Annotated in this window: 16 protein-coding genes; 9 read left to right on the top strand and 7 right to left on the bottom strand. The window is 39.6% G+C overall.

Annotated elements, in window-relative coordinates; translation table 11 throughout:
• Together R8N23_RS14285 and R8N23_RS14280 are read right to left on the bottom strand one after the other, a co-directional pair.
• A complete protein-coding gene (locus tag R8N23_RS14285) occupies positions 1 to 1,923 on the bottom strand; it encodes a fumarate reductase/succinate dehydrogenase flavoprotein subunit (protein WP_318172288.1) in 1,923 nt (640 codons plus the stop codon).
• 31 nt (positions 1,924 to 1,954) lie between these two features.
• Positions 1,955 to 2,641: a succinate dehydrogenase cytochrome b subunit gene (locus R8N23_RS14280; RefSeq protein ID WP_318172287.1), complete on the bottom strand. Its 687-nt coding sequence runs from the start codon at positions 2,639 to 2,641 to the stop codon at positions 1,955 to 1,957.
• A gap of 317 nt (positions 2,642 to 2,958) precedes the next feature.
• On the opposite strand from R8N23_RS14280, the gene R8N23_RS14275 reads away from it, so the two are divergent.
• The 3 genes from R8N23_RS14275 to fabD all read left to right on the top strand — a co-directional run bounded on the left by R8N23_RS14275 (position 2,959) and on the right by fabD (position 7,249).
• Positions 2,959 to 5,874, top strand: coding sequence for a gliding motility-associated C-terminal domain-containing protein (locus R8N23_RS14275; protein ID WP_318172286.1), 2,916 nt, complete (start codon positions 2,959 to 2,961; stop codon positions 5,872 to 5,874).
• Positions 5,853 to 6,266 carry a thiol-disulfide oxidoreductase DCC family protein gene (locus tag R8N23_RS14270; RefSeq protein ID WP_318172285.1) on the top strand — a complete coding sequence of 138 codons (414 nt, stop codon included), beginning with the start codon at positions 5,853 to 5,855 and terminating at the stop codon, positions 6,264 to 6,266. Before R8N23_RS14275 ends, R8N23_RS14270 begins: the two co-directional genes overlap by 22 nt.
• Before the next feature lie 110 nt (positions 6,267 to 6,376).
• Positions 6,377 to 7,249 carry an ACP S-malonyltransferase gene (gene fabD, locus R8N23_RS14265; RefSeq protein WP_318172284.1) on the top strand — a complete coding sequence of 291 codons (873 nt, stop codon included), beginning with the start codon at positions 6,377 to 6,379 and terminating at the stop codon, positions 7,247 to 7,249.
• Here fabD and R8N23_RS14260 read toward each other — a convergent pair.
• From R8N23_RS14260 to R8N23_RS14240, 5 genes are all read right to left on the bottom strand, one after another.
• Entirely contained in the window at positions 7,246 to 8,037 is a 792-nt protein-coding gene (locus tag R8N23_RS14260) for a M48 family metallopeptidase (RefSeq protein ID WP_318172283.1), read from the bottom strand. The two genes, fabD and R8N23_RS14260, sit on opposite strands and share 4 nt — an antisense overlap.
• Positions 8,034 to 8,525, bottom strand: coding sequence for a DUF4870 domain-containing protein (locus R8N23_RS14255; RefSeq protein ID WP_318172282.1), 492 nt, complete (start codon positions 8,523 to 8,525; stop codon positions 8,034 to 8,036). The genes R8N23_RS14260 and R8N23_RS14255 overlap by 4 nt, the downstream gene beginning before the upstream one ends.
• 74 nt (positions 8,526 to 8,599) lie before the next feature.
• Complete coding sequence (locus tag R8N23_RS14250) at positions 8,600 to 9,181, bottom strand: DUF4389 domain-containing protein (protein ID WP_318172281.1); 582 nt, start codon at positions 9,179 to 9,181, stop codon at positions 8,600 to 8,602.
• Positions 9,182 to 9,255: 74 nt separating this feature from the next.
• Complete coding sequence (locus tag R8N23_RS14245) at positions 9,256 to 9,678, bottom strand: RidA family protein (RefSeq protein WP_318172280.1); 423 nt, start codon at positions 9,676 to 9,678, stop codon at positions 9,256 to 9,258.
• Positions 9,679 to 9,691: 13 nt separating this feature from the next.
• Positions 9,692 to 10,981 (bottom strand): aminopeptidase P family protein, encoded by a 1,290-nt coding sequence (locus R8N23_RS14240; protein WP_318172279.1) that lies wholly within the window; start codon positions 10,979 to 10,981, stop codon positions 9,692 to 9,694.
• A gap of 151 nt (positions 10,982 to 11,132) precedes the next feature.
• On the opposite strand from R8N23_RS14240, the gene R8N23_RS14235 reads away from it, so the two are divergent.
• The 6 genes from R8N23_RS14235 (at position 11,133) to R8N23_RS14210 (ending at position 15,536) form a co-directional block, all read left to right on the top strand.
• Complete coding sequence (locus R8N23_RS14235; protein WP_318172278.1) at positions 11,133 to 11,519, top strand: SRPBCC domain-containing protein; 387 nt, start codon at positions 11,133 to 11,135, stop codon at positions 11,517 to 11,519.
• Positions 11,520 to 11,536: 17 nt separating this feature from the next.
• A complete protein-coding gene (locus R8N23_RS14230) occupies positions 11,537 to 11,881 on the top strand; it encodes a YciI family protein (protein ID WP_318172277.1) in 345 nt (114 codons plus the stop codon).
• A gap of 127 nt (positions 11,882 to 12,008) precedes the next feature.
• Entirely contained in the window at positions 12,009 to 12,452 is a 444-nt protein-coding gene (locus R8N23_RS14225; RefSeq protein ID WP_318172276.1) for a hypothetical protein, read from the top strand.
• A 36-nt stretch (positions 12,453 to 12,488) separates the two neighbouring features.
• On the top strand, positions 12,489 to 13,757 hold the full coding sequence (locus R8N23_RS14220; RefSeq protein ID WP_318172275.1) for an RNA polymerase sigma factor: 1,269 nt from the start codon (positions 12,489 to 12,491) through the stop codon (positions 13,755 to 13,757).
• A 71-nt stretch (positions 13,758 to 13,828) separates the two neighbouring features.
• A complete protein-coding gene (locus R8N23_RS14215; RefSeq protein ID WP_318172274.1) occupies positions 13,829 to 15,070 on the top strand; it encodes a pitrilysin family protein in 1,242 nt (413 codons plus the stop codon).
• A 58-nt stretch (positions 15,071 to 15,128) separates the two neighbouring features.
• Positions 15,129 to 15,536: an EVE domain-containing protein gene (locus R8N23_RS14210; RefSeq protein ID WP_318172273.1), complete on the top strand. Its 408-nt coding sequence runs from the start codon at positions 15,129 to 15,131 to the stop codon at positions 15,534 to 15,536.
• The last annotated feature ends 57 nt before the right edge of the window (positions 15,537 to 15,593 follow it).

Below are 15,593 nucleotides of genomic sequence, written 5' to 3'. Positions count from 1 at the left end.
TTATTTATAGCTTCTTTGAGTCAATTTCACGTTTTCGAATTCTAAAGGCTCTTTGTTGAGTTTTTCCTCTTTGCCTTCTCCTTGGTATTCCCAAGCAGCCACATAAGAGAATTCATCATCAATTCTCAATGCCTCACCCTCTGGGGTTTGAGATTCCTCACGGAAGTGACCTCCACAAGATTCTTTTCTGTTTTGAGCATCATCGATCATCAATTCACCCAGTTCAATGAAATCAGCCACTCTATTGGCTTTTTCCAAAGACATGTTCATTTCTTCGTTGTCACCCAAAACTTTTACATTCTTCCAGAATTCTTCTTTCAAGGCTTTGATTTTGCCTTTGGCAGTCTTCAAACCTTCTTCGTTTCTAGCCATGCCGCAGTATTCCCACATGATGTGGCCGAGCTCCTTATGGAAGTCATCTACAGTTTTGTTACCGTTGATGCTCAATAGTTTTTGGATTCGCTCTTTTACTGCAGTTTCTGCTTTTTGGAATTCTTCATGATCTGTAGGGATCTTCTCATATGGCATGTCAGCCAAATAATCACCAATAGTATATGGCAATACGAAGTATCCATCCGCCAATCCTTGCATCAAGGCCGAAGCTCCTAATCTGTTGGCGCCGTGATCTGAGAAGTTGGCTTCTCCTGCAGCGTACAATCCTGGTACAGTAGTCATCAAGTTGTAATCAACCCAAAGACCGCCCATGGTATAGTGCACCGCAGGGTAGATCATCATTGGCATCTCGTAAGGATCGTCCCCCGTGATCTGCTTGTACATATCAAACAAGTTTCCATACTTGCCTTTGATCGTTTCATATCCATCGCGCTTGATCGCATCTGAGAAGTCAAGGAATACGGCTAGGCCTGTGTTGCCTACACCGCGACCTTCGTCACACATTTGCTTGGCATTTCGAGAAGCCACATCTCTAGGTACCAGGTTACCAAAAGCAGGATATTTTCTCTCCAAGTAATAATCTCTATCTTCTTCAGCAATCTTGGCTGCATCAGCAGCTTTCAATCCTTTCACTGCAGTTTTTGGTACCCAGATTCTACCATCATTTCTCAATGATTCAGACATCAAAGTCAATTTAGACTGGTGATCGCCTGAAACTGGAATACAAGTAGGGTGAATCTGCGTGTAGCAAGGGTTGCCGAAGAAAGCACCTTTCTTGTGCGCTCTCCAAGCGGCCGTTACGTTCGATCCCATGGCATTGGTAGATAGGAAGAATACGTTGCCGTATCCGCCTGTAGCTAATACCACTGCGTGCGCACTGTGTGATTCGATCTTTCCAGTTATCAAGTTTCTAGTGACGATACCACGTGCCTGACCGTTTACGATCACCACATCTAGCATTTCAGTTCTGGCGTATAGTTGCACCTTACCAGAAGCCACTTGTCTACTCAAAGCACTGTAAGCACCTAGCAGCAATTGTTGACCTGTTTGGCCACGTGCGTAGAAAGTACGAGATACCTGTGCTCCACCAAATGATCTGTTATCTAGTAGCCCACCGTAGTCCCGTGCGAAAGGCACACCTTGTGCCACACATTGGTCGATGATATTTACAGATACTTCTGCCAGTCTGTGGATGTTGGCTTCACGACCTCTGTAATCTCCACCTTTAATGGTGTCGTAGAATAGTCTGAAGACCGAGTCTCCATCGTTTTGATAATTTTTTGCAGCATTGATACCGCCCTGAGCGGCAATACTGTGTGCCCTTCTCGGGCTGTCTTGAAAGCAGAATGATTTTACATTGTAGCCCAGCTCCCCGAATGAAGCGGCGGCAGATGCTCCAGCCAATCCGGTTCCTACTACGATGATATCATACTTTCTCTTGTTGGCTGGGTTGACCAGTTTGCTTTTGAATTTATGTTTCGTCCACTTCTCAGCTAACGGTCCTTCAGGTATTTTGGAATCTAAAGCCATTATATATTAGGTCTTAATTTTTCTAAATTGATTAAAATTTAATTCCGAGTAACATGCAAATTGGAATACTGGCAAAACCTAGCGGAATTAGGATAGAATACACTAAACCAAGTTTAGAAATAAATGGGGTGTATTTTTTATGATTAAGTCCCATGGACTGAAATGCACTTGAAAAACCATGTGATAAATGAAGCGCTAGGAATATCATGCATATGACATAAAAACCAGCATAAATAGGATCAGAGAACAAAGCCTGAACAATCTGAAAAACATCTTTGTATTCTACACCATCATAAGTGGCGAATGGAATAGCTCCAAATTTGAATTCATACCAAAAACCTTTCAAATGTGCAATAAGAAAAATTAAAGTAATAATTCCTAGAAGCGCCATATTCTTAGAGGCCCAGCTGCTTTTTGAATCCTTAATAGCTACTTTGTATCGAATGTTTCTGGCTGCCTTGTTTTTCATTGTTAAAATGATACCGTCTATGACATGTACCAATATGAAAAAGAAATTGCCATAAGAGACTACTTTAATTAATGGGTTGTTGGCCATGTTAGTCGCATAGAGATTAAATGCCTTACCTCCATCATTAAAAAGTAGCTGAAGATTTCCAGCCAAGTGAATGACTAAAAACAAAATTAGGAATAGTCCAGTCAATGCCATCAACAGTTTTTTGCCGACGCTGCCTGAAAGTGTTTGTGTGAACCAACTCATACTACGATTGTTGAAAATTTAGATGCTAAATGATGCCCCAAATATATAGTTGAGGGGCGTAGCAACCAATGATATGCGATATTGAGTTTTGGTATTTAGACTAATTATAAATTAGAGTTTAAATAATTGAAGAATTGAAAATTTTGAAGGTAAATTATTTTGAGATTGCTACATGATTTATCTGAACAATGACGTTAATCTTATATATTTAATGCCAAAGAATCTTTCGTTTCATTTTTATCTGGAACAAAAAGCATAGGGAATGAGTAGAAAGAATTGTTTCAACATTGAATGTGAATATCAAACCTTAGTTTTTAATGACATATCAAACGGGACTTAGATTATTAGGCATACTATTCTTGTCGTTGTTATTCTGCATTGAGGAGGCGTTAGCTACTCATATTAGGGCAGGTGAAATCGTAGCTGTCAGAACATCAAATTCAAGTCTAACTTATAGGTTTACCGTAGTTGGTTATACGGATACCGGTTCTTCTGTTGTTTTTGGGGGTGGCGAAATTGACTTTGGAGATGGGACTGTATTGAACTTATCCGAAAATGCAGAAAATAGTGGAACTACACCGTTGGAAGATGAAGTGGCTTACAATTTTTTCGAAATTACGCACACATTTTCTGCTCCAGGTAAATATACTGTTAGATATAATGAACGAAACAGAAACGCAGGTATTCAGAACATGTCTAATTCTGTTGATACCCCTTTTTACATTGAAACAACCATTCTAATAGACCCATTTGTTGGCCTTAATAATACACCGGTATTTTTAGTGCCACCAATAGATAAAGGGGCAGTTGGTGCGGCATTTCTTCATAACCCAGGGGCATTTGATAGCGATGGGGATAGTTTATCCTACAGAATTACCGAACCAAAACAAGCACTGGATAGAGTTGTAAATAACTACCTATCACCTGCTGATCCTGAGTTTTACTCTGACTACCTGAATGGAAATGAAGACCAAAACGATATTCCAACCTTTGAGATTGATGCGATTTCAGGAAATGTTTTATGGGATGCACCTGGTGCTCCCGGAGAATATAATATTGCTTTCATTGTAGACGAATGGCGAAAGATAGAAGGTGAGTGGTTCTTGTTGGGCTCTTTGGTCAGGGATATGCAAGTGATAATAGAAGACACGGACAATGAAAGACCAGAAATTTTGCCCCCACCAGATGTTTGTGTAGAAGCGGGAAATACTGTGAATGAAACGATAACTGCTACTGACCCCGATGGTCATCAAGTCAAAATAGAGGCATTTGGAGGACCGTTCGAATTGGCGGATAATAGTGCGGTGCTTGTTCCAGATGATACTTACCAAAACTCTCCGGCTAGTGTAGCTTTCAGTTGGGAGACTTCTTGTGAATTGGTGAGAAGAAGACCCTATGAAGTACAATTAAAAGCTACTGATAATCCTGAACTGGGACCAAAGCTTGTTGATTTTAAGACCTGGAATATAACTGTGGTGGCTCCGGCTCCTACAGGTTTGTCAGCTTCATCTGAACCTCAACGGTCGGTTGAGTTAACCTGGGATTCGTACGCTGGCTGTTTGGGAGCAAGCCGTATTCAAATATGGAGAAGGGTTGACTCTTATGAGTTTGTAGCTGAAGATTGTAATGTAGGGTTGCCAGAGTCGGCGGGTTATCAGCTGATTGATACAGTAGGAGTAAATGTTACCACCTATCTCGATGATAATGATGGAGCTAAGTTAGCTCCAGGAGCGAATTATTGTTACCGTATAGTCGCGATATTCCCAGAGCCTGCCGGAGGGGAAAGCTATGCCTCGACTGAAGTTTGTGTCGAAATGGGTTTAACTGCTCCAATCATTTTGGAAGTGGATGTGGAGGAAACAGATGAAACTACTGGGCAAATTTTTGTAAGGTGGCAGTTGCCAATTGACCTTGATTTAGATGATTATGAATATGAAATAGTACGATTGCCAGGCCAGGGAGGAACTAACAATCCACAAATATTGCAATCGAAAATTCAATATAACGGAACGGATTTCTTGTCATACACAGACACAGGAATAGATACAAAAAGCAATTCCTTTCATTATGTGATTAACATGATGTTGATTGATCAAACTGATACCACGGACGCATCCGCACCAGCATCTTCAGTTTGGCTCGAAACGAGCTCGACGACCGAGGCTATTATTCTCAATTGGGAATCGCTTACACCGTGGTCCAATATTGTACAACCGGAAGCAGGAGATCCTGCAGAAAAATATTATCATACGATTTATAGATATGAAGGCGATGGTTTTGTTGCAGCAGATGACTTGCAGCCGTCAGATTTTGACTCCTTAACCAGTGTAGATGCTTCAATAACTGGATTATATTTTGAAGATGTTTATGATGCGGATGATAATCCACTAAATTCTGATCTTGAATATTACTATTATGTTGAGACCAGGGGAAGCTATGGCAATGCTGCCATTGAGGATCCTATAGTAAATAAGGCGCAGATAAATTCAGCTCAGTTGGATGATGGAATTCCTCCTAATTGTACGCCAGTATTGACTTTTGACGAGACTTTTGATTGTACTACTTTTCTAGCTAGTCAGCCCTGTTCATTTTCTAATTTCACTAGAGACTTGAGCTGGACCTATGATTTTGGCGATTGTGATCCAGATGTGAAGGCTTATCGAATTTATTTTTCTATTGACGGTTCGGAGGAGGGCTTCGGTGAGAAAGGAACAGATTATGTAGCTGAGGTGCAGGGCACGTCATTCACTCATGAAGGTTTGGGGTCTTACAAAGGCTGCTATAGAATTACTGCTGTGGATAAGGCAGGGAATGAGGGAGAATGGGATGTGGAGCAGACCTTATGTGCGGATAATTGCCCTAATTATGTATTGCCTAATGCCTTTTCTCCGGATAAAGATTCGCAATCTACCAACGAAACATTTACACCCTACACGGATTTGAATAACAACATCGAGAATTTTGATTATTCGTTGTGTCCTCGATTCGTAAGAAGAGTTGAATTTAAAGTTTTTGATCGATCAGGAGGGGTGCTCTTTGACTTCAATTCGGCTAGATCTGGCGGCGAAGGGCAAAGTGTGAATAGTATCTTGATCAACTGGGATGGAACCACAGATGGCGGCAAAGAGCTTCCTGCTGGGGTATACTATTACGGTGCCGATGTTACTTTTGATGTGCTGAATGAAGAGGAGAGCAAGCAAACAATCAAGGGATGGGTACAAATCGTAAAATAGATTATTTGATACTCTATGATGGTGTTTGTAGGTTTTGTAATCGTTCGATCAATTTTATTCTTTCTCATGAGCGAAATGCCAAATTAACCTTCACGCCTTTACAGTCGGAGCTTGGACAGTCTATATTAAAGGATTATAATTTACCACTTGATTATACGGATAGTCTCCTGTTTATGTCAAAAGGACAAATGTCTTCTCATGCACAAGCGGCTTTTAAAATTGCTCAATTTCTAAAAGCGCCATGGCGATGGTTGTCATTTTTGAGTGTGTTGCCGATCTCTTTTACAAACTTTTTTTACAAGCTCATTGCTAAGCACCGTTACAAACTTATGGGCCAGGCTGATGCCTGCATACTTCCAACTCCAGCTACCAGAGATCGGTTTTTAGAATGATTTCTTTTGGTTTAAGTTTGCGAAAATTTTAATCAAAGACGATTTGAAAGTACAGCGATTGCATTTTGTGATCAGTTTGTAAATTCTACTAACTACTAAATAAATACCTGATGAAAGCATATGTATTCCCAGGACAGGGAGCTCAGTTTACAGGCATGGGCAAAGATCTATATGAGAATTCTAGCAAGGCCAAGACACTTTTTGATAGTGCCAATCAAATTTTAGGATTTGATATTACTAAAATCATGTTTGAAGGTACAGCTGATGAGTTGAAAGAGACAAAAGTGACTCAACCTGCAGTTTTTATTCATTCTGTGGTGTCTGCTTTAATCAATGATGATTTTAAGCCAGATATGGTAGCGGGACATTCTTTGGGTGAATTTTCGGCGCTTGTAGCTAATCGTACTTTGACTTTCGAAGACGGGCTGAAGTTGGTTTCGCAGCGTGCTCAGGCCATGCAAAAAGCTTGTGAGTTGAACCCATCTACTATGGCAGCCATCCTAGGGTTGGAAGATGAGAAAGTAGAAGAAATTTGTGCTGGAATTGATGATGTAGTGGTGGCAGCCAATTACAACTGCCCAGGTCAATTGGTTATTTCGGGTTCTAATGCTGGAATCGAATTGGCTTGTGAAAAAATGAAAGAAGCTGGAGCAAAAAGAGCGTTGCCACTTCCAGTAGGAGGAGCTTTTCATTCGCCATTGATGGAGCCTGCCAGAGAACAATTGGCAGCTGCTATTGAGGCGACTACTTTCTCTGAACCTATTTGTCCAGTCTATCAGAATGTAGACGCAAAGGCTCATTCGAGTGTAGAAGAAATCAAAGCTAATTTGATTGCGCAGCTTACGGCACCTGTTCGATGGACACAGTCTGTACAGCAGATGGTGGCTGAAGGCGCAACTGAATTTGTAGAATGCGGACCAGGTAAAGTGTTACAAGGTTTGGTTAAAAAAATTCATAGAGAAGCTGAGGTGAGCGGAATCTAATTGAGATAACTTTTTACTATTTCCCAATCTAAGGGAATAGCAATCTCTTTAAAGTCATCGGGCAATGTATAGTCCGATGACTTTTTTATTCTATCGCTGCTCATGGGGTGAGTACTTATAAATTCCAACTTTTCCTGAAGTACGGATTGATCCTTAGCCTTCATTTTTAGGAAAAACTGGGCTAATCTTCTGGGGTTGATTTGGCTTTCATAAGCCAAAGAAAGAGCAAAGTCGTCAGCTTCTTCTTCATTGAGTCTGTCGAATGAAGTCGATAGCGTCAGTTTGCTTATTTCTGAAATTAATACGGGATCTCCTCCGGTCATGATGCTAAACAAAGCTTCTATACCAATAGTCTTAATAAGTTTATCAACAACATGTTTGTTTTCTGCATGACCAATTTCATGTGCCAGGATAAGGGCTAGTTCTTCAGCCGAAGACACTTCTTTGATGAGTCCACTAAAGATGTAAATATTGCCATCCAGCGTAGTGAAAGCATTGGTTTCAGACTCGTCAATGATATGGAATTTGTATTCATATTGTGCTGAATCCAGATTGGACAATAACCTGTCCGTAATAATTTGAATAGAAGAATCTAATGCTTGATTTTGGATAATCTTAAAATCAGACATTAAATGTTTGTTCATAAAGTCGGATAACTCAGCTTCCTTTTCGAGTGAGATGGTAAATGGGTTTTCAATTTCATCATAATTGTAATATGAAAAACCAGCCCAAACGGCGCCAAAGATGATGATAAGTATCCCTAGCTCTTTAAGTGCACCCCATTTCATAGTTTAGGTGGAAGGTTTACATTTTCAGAACCGTTATCCGTTTCATCTCTAATTTGATACACTTGGTGGTAACATATTTTACCAAAAAATAGGAAGTAGTACATTTTTCCATTTCTGGCTTTTACAGCCCCTACAATGCTAAAGGCGAAATAAGCCAAATTCAAAATGACTAACATGACGAGATAGCCGTAGTACATATCCGATACTTCCAGGTTGTCGAAAAGAAAAATCTGCAAGGTCCAATACATCGCACCTGCATTGATCAGCGTAGTAGGAATCTGACTCCAAAGGGACTGCAGACTATGAAACTTCACGAACCTTGTATTCTTTTTCTGAACAAAATAGTAAATCACTGACGCGATCAAATTGATGATGGGCAAAGGTAAACCAGCACCAATAGCAGCAAACATCATAAGGTAGGCACCCATGGCGTCTTCCTTTTCCTTTTTGCTGAGTTCGTCAGGTTGTTCGAGATCGTAGTATTCCATAGTGATTCAAGTGGTTGGAAAAATGAGAGTCAAAAGATTATATCTTGGGACTCTCATCGTGATATGGTTGAATATTATTTGCCTGAGAAAGGAGGGTAGTCATCCGTCATATATCCCATGTAGAGCTGTACTCTTAGCCCCCACCGCATGGTGCCTACGATAAACTCGTGCCAAGATTCAGGAAACTTACCAGTGAACAACACGACCCACCAGCCTAGCATCCAAAGAAACATAGTAGCAATGCCTCTAAACAAAAGCAGAAAGCCATGTGGAATAATCACGTAGATGGCTCCAAAGAGTAACTTCAATAGCTGAGTAGCTCTACTGAGATTTTCCGGGTAAGGAACATCAAGGCTGAATGCAGGATCTTCACTTTCCAATCCAAAAGCAGGGTATCCGTCTGCCAAATTGTAAATTCGAAGATTTACTCTGGTAGACCATTTCATTAGCTTCACTTGATATTCGAAAAAGTTTTCCGGATAGCTGCCAGTGAACATGATGATGAGCCAGGAGATAAACGAGAGAATAGAACCCCAAAGTCCTAAGAACATTAATAAAAAGGCATGGGGAAGTACAATGTAGAAGTATCCAAAAAAGGACCTTAAGAGCAATTCGCCCCTGGAGTAGGTCTCCTGATGTTTAACAGTAAATGTCATAATAGTTTAATTGTTTGGTTGTAAAAGGAATTCCGAATATACATCGAAATTTCATTTGAGACAATAGATAACGGTTAGTCTATGGTAGCTACACATTTCAATTCAATCGCAATTGGTGTAGGTAAACAGTTGATTTCAACCGTTGTCCGGCAAGGCTGATTGTCTTTAAAATAGTCAGCATAGATTTCATTATAGGTTTTAAAATCGTCTTTCATGTTGGTGAGAAAAACAGTCACATCGACGAGCTTATCCCAAGACGAACCAGATGCTTCAAGAATCAATCTGATATTTTTAAAAACCGAATGGCATTGCGCGGCGATATCATAAGATTCAATTTCTCCTTTTTCATTGAGTTCAACACCAGGAATAATTTTGGTTCCTTTTTCTCTTGGCCCTACTCCAGAGAGAAATAGTAGGTTGCCTACTTTTCTCGCATGAGGGTAAAGACCAACAGGTTCGGGTGCTTCGTTGGAGTTTTTTATGGATTCGTTGTTCATTTTGTGGTCATCTTTAAGCGTTCATCAAACTTTCAATTTCTTCGGCGTGAATCGGAATGTTCTTCATCAGATTGATGTGTCCATCTTTTGTGATTACTACATTGTCTTCTAATCTGATTCCAATTTTCTCTTCGGGAATGTAAATCCCAGGCTCAACAGTGAAAACCATACCGGGTTCAAATTTCTTATAAATACTCGCTACATCATGAACGTTTAAGCCTAGATGATGCGAAGTGCCGTGCATGAAATATTTTTTATAAGCCGGCCAATCAGGGTCCTGTTTTTCAATGTCAGATTTACTGATAAGTCCCAAGGTCAAAAGCTCTCTTTCCATGATTTCACCAACCGCTTGATGGTATTCAGGAATGGCATTTCCTGATTTCAGTAACTCGGTAGCCTCATTTTTTACTCTAAGTACAGCATCGTAGACTTGTCGTTGCCTCTTGCTGAACTTTCCGTTTACTGGAATTACTCGTGTCATATCCGCATTATAGTTGCCATACTCAGCACCTACGTCAAATAAGATGATATCTCCGTCTTTACATTGCTGGTTGTTCTCTACATAGTGGAGTACGCATGAATTTCCTCCCGAAGCAATAATTGGGTCATAAGCAAATCTGGTGGCTCGATTCCGTAAAAATTCATAAGAAAACTCCGCTTCTAATTCGTATTCCCATACCCCTGGCTTTGTGAATTCTAAGATTCTTCTAAATCCGATTTCAGTGATGTCGCAGGCGTGTTGAATCATTTCTATTTCTCTTTTTTCCTTCACGCATCTGAGATCATAAATAATTGGTGCAATACGTTGATACTCATGCAAGGGATAATTTTCCTGACACCATTTAACAAATCGACCTGTTCTCGTTTCTACTTGATTACCATTCCGAATATGTTCATTGGAATCTAAGTAAATATGTTCTGATTCCGCCAATATGGTGTTCAATACCGATTCAAATTCGTTCAACCATTTTACGGTCTTTATTCCAGAAGCGTTTGTGGCTTCATCTTTGGTGTATTTATGCCCCTCCCAAACGGCTATTTCTTCATTTGTTTCCCTGAGAAATAGTACTTCACGAAATCTCTCATCTGGAAAATCAGGGGCTAATAGTAGTATAGATTCTTCCTGATCGATCCCAGATAAGTAAAATATGTTAGCGTCTTGTTTGAAGGGCATAGTGCCATCCGCTGAGGTAGGCATTATATCACTTGAATTGAAAATGGCAACGGAGTTGGATTTGAGTCTAGCGTTGAACTTCTTACGGTTAGTGATAAAAAGGTCTTGCCCTATGGGTAAATATTTCATGGAGATATTGTTTATTAATGAAATAGAACAGGCTATTTGCTTTCGTAAATCTAGTGCTTCTTTTTAATGATCTCTGACATGAAAAATAATTTTTCAAATTTCTGTCCTGATGCTTGACTTTCGTTCGTCATCTTATCAAAACAGCAAGGATATGAAGCGATTTAAAAAACAATACATGGTTAATGTGAGTGAGAAAATGTTTTATAAGGCTTTGACGAATCAATCCATGGTTAGCCAATGGTCGGGCGCACCAGCAGTGATGAGTGACGAAGTCGAAGCGACTTTTTCCTTGTGGAGTGGAAGCATAGTAGGAGTGAACTTAAAAGTGGCGGCAAATACTTTGGAGCAGCAATGGAAGGAAAAAAATTGGACAGGTTACTCGAAAGTGTCATTTGAATGGAAGACAGGGCCTGCTGGTCTTGAGGTCACATTGATTCACACAGATATTCCAGAAAGGTCTTTTCAAAATATTAAACGAGGATGGGATGAACATTATATGAATCCCTTGATTACCTGGTTAGAATCGAATAATTTATAAACTAAAACATAAAACACATGAAAGATTATCTATTCATCTTTAGAAACGACGAGTCAGGCTCAGATCAGACGCCAGAAGAAATGCAAGCACATATGGCTAAATGGGGAGTTTGGATGCAAGGATTGGCTGCAGATAATAAATTGGTTGCTGGCGAACCTCTTCAGAAAGAAGGGAAGGTAGTTCGTAACGCGGGAGCATTGATTACTGATGGTGCCTATGCAGAAGGAAAAGAAATGGTGGGTGGTTATTTGATTGTCAAATCAGATACACTTGATGGTGCTGTTGAAATTTCAAAAGGATGTCCTATATATGAAGATGGAGGGTCTGTAGAGGTTAGAGAAATCATGAAAATGGATATGTAACTCAGTTTAGAGTTGATATGGAAAAGGGTTGAGTGTGCTTAACCCTTTTTTTTGCTCTAATTTTACTATTGTTTGTTGTGATAAAAAGTGGTAACTTTAGTAGAGTCTTGAGAAGAATCAACTAGTTGTGAAACACCTTTTAATCCACATATCGGTCATATTTATTTTTTTATTTGCTGGATGTCAGCAAGAGGATTTGTATTCGCCAGAGGTGGAGGCCAAAGAGAATACAGCAGATTATCTAGTTAACAACAATTCTGATTACGACATCAGTGTTTCATACATTACATCTTCCAAGTTAGGTTTCAAAGCGTCAAATGACCTCATTGTTATACCAAAAGGATCTACCCGGAAGGTATTTGAAGTTGAGTTTGTAACCGAATTCCCATACCCATCAACGGCGCTCTATTCACTTAGTTTTTACCATTCTGATCATGCTGCTATTGATATAATTGCCGCAAACGAACCAGTTTTTGATGATGCTTGGGAGATTATAGACCAAGCACTTGATAGTGAAGGATTTGGTCATACGACTTATCAATTATCTTTTGCAGATGTTAAAAAAGACTAGTTTGCGAGCCTCTTTAGTACATCAATTAAATCCAACTTGTCAGAATCAATAGAAAACTCCTCTACAGAGCAAATTGTAGATCATTTATTTAGAAATGAATATGGCAAGATCGTATCGCTGCTCGTAAGCAAGTATGGTCCTAGCCATTTGACGTTGGCTGAAGATGTGGTACAAGAGGCTATGTATAAAGCTATGCAAACCTGGCCGTATAAAGAGGTGCCCGCAAACCCAGCTGGGTGGATTTATCGAGTGGCTAACAATCAAATGATTGATCAACTGAGACGCTTGTCCAGGCAAGATTATACTGAAGACAGTCCTTTTGATTTGCAGGAGGCTTCATTTGTATCTGATATCAATCCGGATGATGTGCTAAAAGATGAATTGCTCAAAATGCTCTTTGCGTGCTGCCATCCGCAGCTCAATATGGAGTATCAAATTATTTTGGCTTTGAAGGTACTTTGTGGATTGGGGGTGAAGGAAATAGCAGCCTGTTTGCTAAAGTCTGAAGCTGCAGTGGCTAAGTCATATACCCGGTCTAGGCAAAAACTTATAGAGGTCAATGCCTCATTTGAATTACCCCCTGCCAACGAGCTGAAAGATAGACTCTCAGTAGTCTTAAAAGTAATTTATTTATTGTTTAACGAAGGGTATAAGCCCAGCTCTGGAGAGAAGATTTTGAATGTTGACTTATGTATAGAAGCGCTTCGACTTAATAAGCTACTATTAGATGCTGAAATAGGGAATCTGCCTGAGACCAATGCCCTTGAGGCGTTAATGTATTTTCATTTGGCCAGATCTGAATCTAGGATGAGCGAGGGAGGATTTATTATTTCTTTAGAAGATCAAGATCGATCCAAATGGGATCAGGAAATGATTCAGACTGGTCATTATTTTTTAAATAAAGCGGTCCAGCAACCGGTATATTCAGAATATCACATTCAAGCAGTAATCTCTTCGATACATTGCGCAGCTAAGACTTTTGAAGAAACCAACTGGAAAGAAATTCTCGGATTATATGATGCCATGGTCCTTCGTTTTCCCTCAGCAGTAGCACAACTTAATCGATTGGTGCCTTTGGCTCAAGTAGAGGGCTGGGAAGTTGCTATGGAGGAGTTGAAAAAAATTGAAGAGACAGGATTTTTAAGTAACTATTATTTGCTCTACTTGGTTAAAGGGCATCTATATGAGGCGGCAAACAAGAAAAAGGAAGCGTTAAAAGCTTATAAAGAAGGAGTAGACCTTTTAGATAACGAATTGGAGAAAAGTTACATTGCAATGAAGATTCAAAAGCTTTCCGGTAATTAAACAGACATTTCCAGTCAACCAATATTTCAGGCCATCAAAATGTATAACTTTGTGGCTTCGAAAGAAGTTATATGATGGATTATGAGTTGTGGGAATTACCCAATGGGATTAGGGTGGTTCATAGACAAGTTTCAAATACGAAAATCGCCCACTGTGCATTGATGCTGGATATCGGCAGTAGAGACGAGGGCACACTGCAGCAAGGGATTGCTCACTTTTGGGAGCATATGGCTTTCAAAGGTACTCAGCGACGAAAAGCTTTTCATATCATCAACCGATTGGAGTCTCTTGGTGGAGAACTTAATGCCTACACTACAAAAGAAAAAATCTGTTTTTATGCCGCAGTGCTAGACAATCACTTAGACAAAGCAGTAGACTTACTTACAGACATCACCTTTAATTCTATTTTCCCAGATGTTCAAATCAATAAAGAGCGGCAGGTGATTCTGGAGGAGATGTCTATGTATGCGGATAGTCCTGAGGATGCTATCCAAGACCAATTGGACACGCTTGTCTTTAATGGTCATCAGCTTGGAAACAATATATTAGGAACGCAGGAAAGTGTTAAATCCTTCCATCAAACAGATTTTCTGGATTTTGTAAGTGAAAATCTGGATACAGAGCGCATGGTTTTCTCTTCAGTAGGCAATTATTCGTTAAAAAAACTAAAGAGAATTGTAGAAAAAAACCTACTTCAAATCGACCGCATTTCTAGTCAAAGAGAGCGAGTGCTGGTCAATGGATACAAACCGCTTGAGGCCATTGAAAAAAGAGATATTTCCCAAGCTCACGTAGGTATAGGGTGTAGGGCCTTTGATATCTATTCGGATCAGAAAATTCCTTTTTTTGTTCTTAATAATATTTTAGGTGGTAATGCCATGAATTCAAGGCTTAATCTAAGTCTTCGCGAAAATCATGGAATGGTTTACAACATTGAATCTAATTTTCAGGCTTTTACAGATACAGGGTTATTTTCTATATTTTATGCTACAGAACCAGCCAATTTGGACCGTTCCTTACAGCTCGTGCAGAAAGAGATTAAAAAGCTCATGGAAAAGGAGCTAGGTTCTAAGCAGCTTCAAACAGCCAAAAATCAGATTAAAGGACAATTGGCTATGTCTGAAGAAAACAATCAAAACTTTATGCTTATGATGGCAAAGAGCATTTTGGATCATGGCAAAATAGAAGGACTTGAAGCGGTTTTTGATAAGGTGGATCGCGTGACGAGAACTCAGCTTCGTAGACTAGCTAATGAGTGTCTCGATTTTGATCAAATGAGTATTCTTAAGTATTTGCCAAGCATACCTGCTTAGACCATTTGCATTAGTCTCATAAATATTTAAATTTCAATTAACAATTGATCTTATATCTATGAACTATTGGTTAATCAAGTCCGAACCTAATACTTACGCTTGGGATGATTTTGTGAAATTAGGAAGAGACCACTGGGATGGCGTACGTAATTATGCAGCTCGAAAGCACATGATGAGTATGAAGAAGGATGACTTAGCCTTGTTTTATCACAGTGTAAACGATAAATGTGTAGTAGGCGTAGCAAAAGTCGTTCGTGAGCATTATCCAGACCCCACCACAGATGATGATAGATGGGTAGTAGTTGACCTCGTGCCTGAATTTAAATTGGAAGTAGCGGTTACATTAGAACAAATCAAAAATGACAACCGTTTATCTGATATGGTGTTGGTGAATAACTCTAGACTTTCTGTACAACCGGTGAAAAAAGAGGAGTTTGATATTGTTTTATCCTTAGGGCAGAAATGAATCAATAAATAATAAGGGTATTGTCTTCTAGAATCCTTTTTTAAGTAAGAGATTAGA

It is taken from the genome of Reichenbachiella sp. (genome assembly GCF_033344935.1).
In the GTDB taxonomy this organism is placed as follows: Bacteria; Bacteroidota; Bacteroidia; order Cytophagales; family Cyclobacteriaceae; genus Reichenbachiella.
Note: the sequence above shows the minus strand (reverse complement) of the source record. Positions and strands in the feature narration are given on the sequence as shown.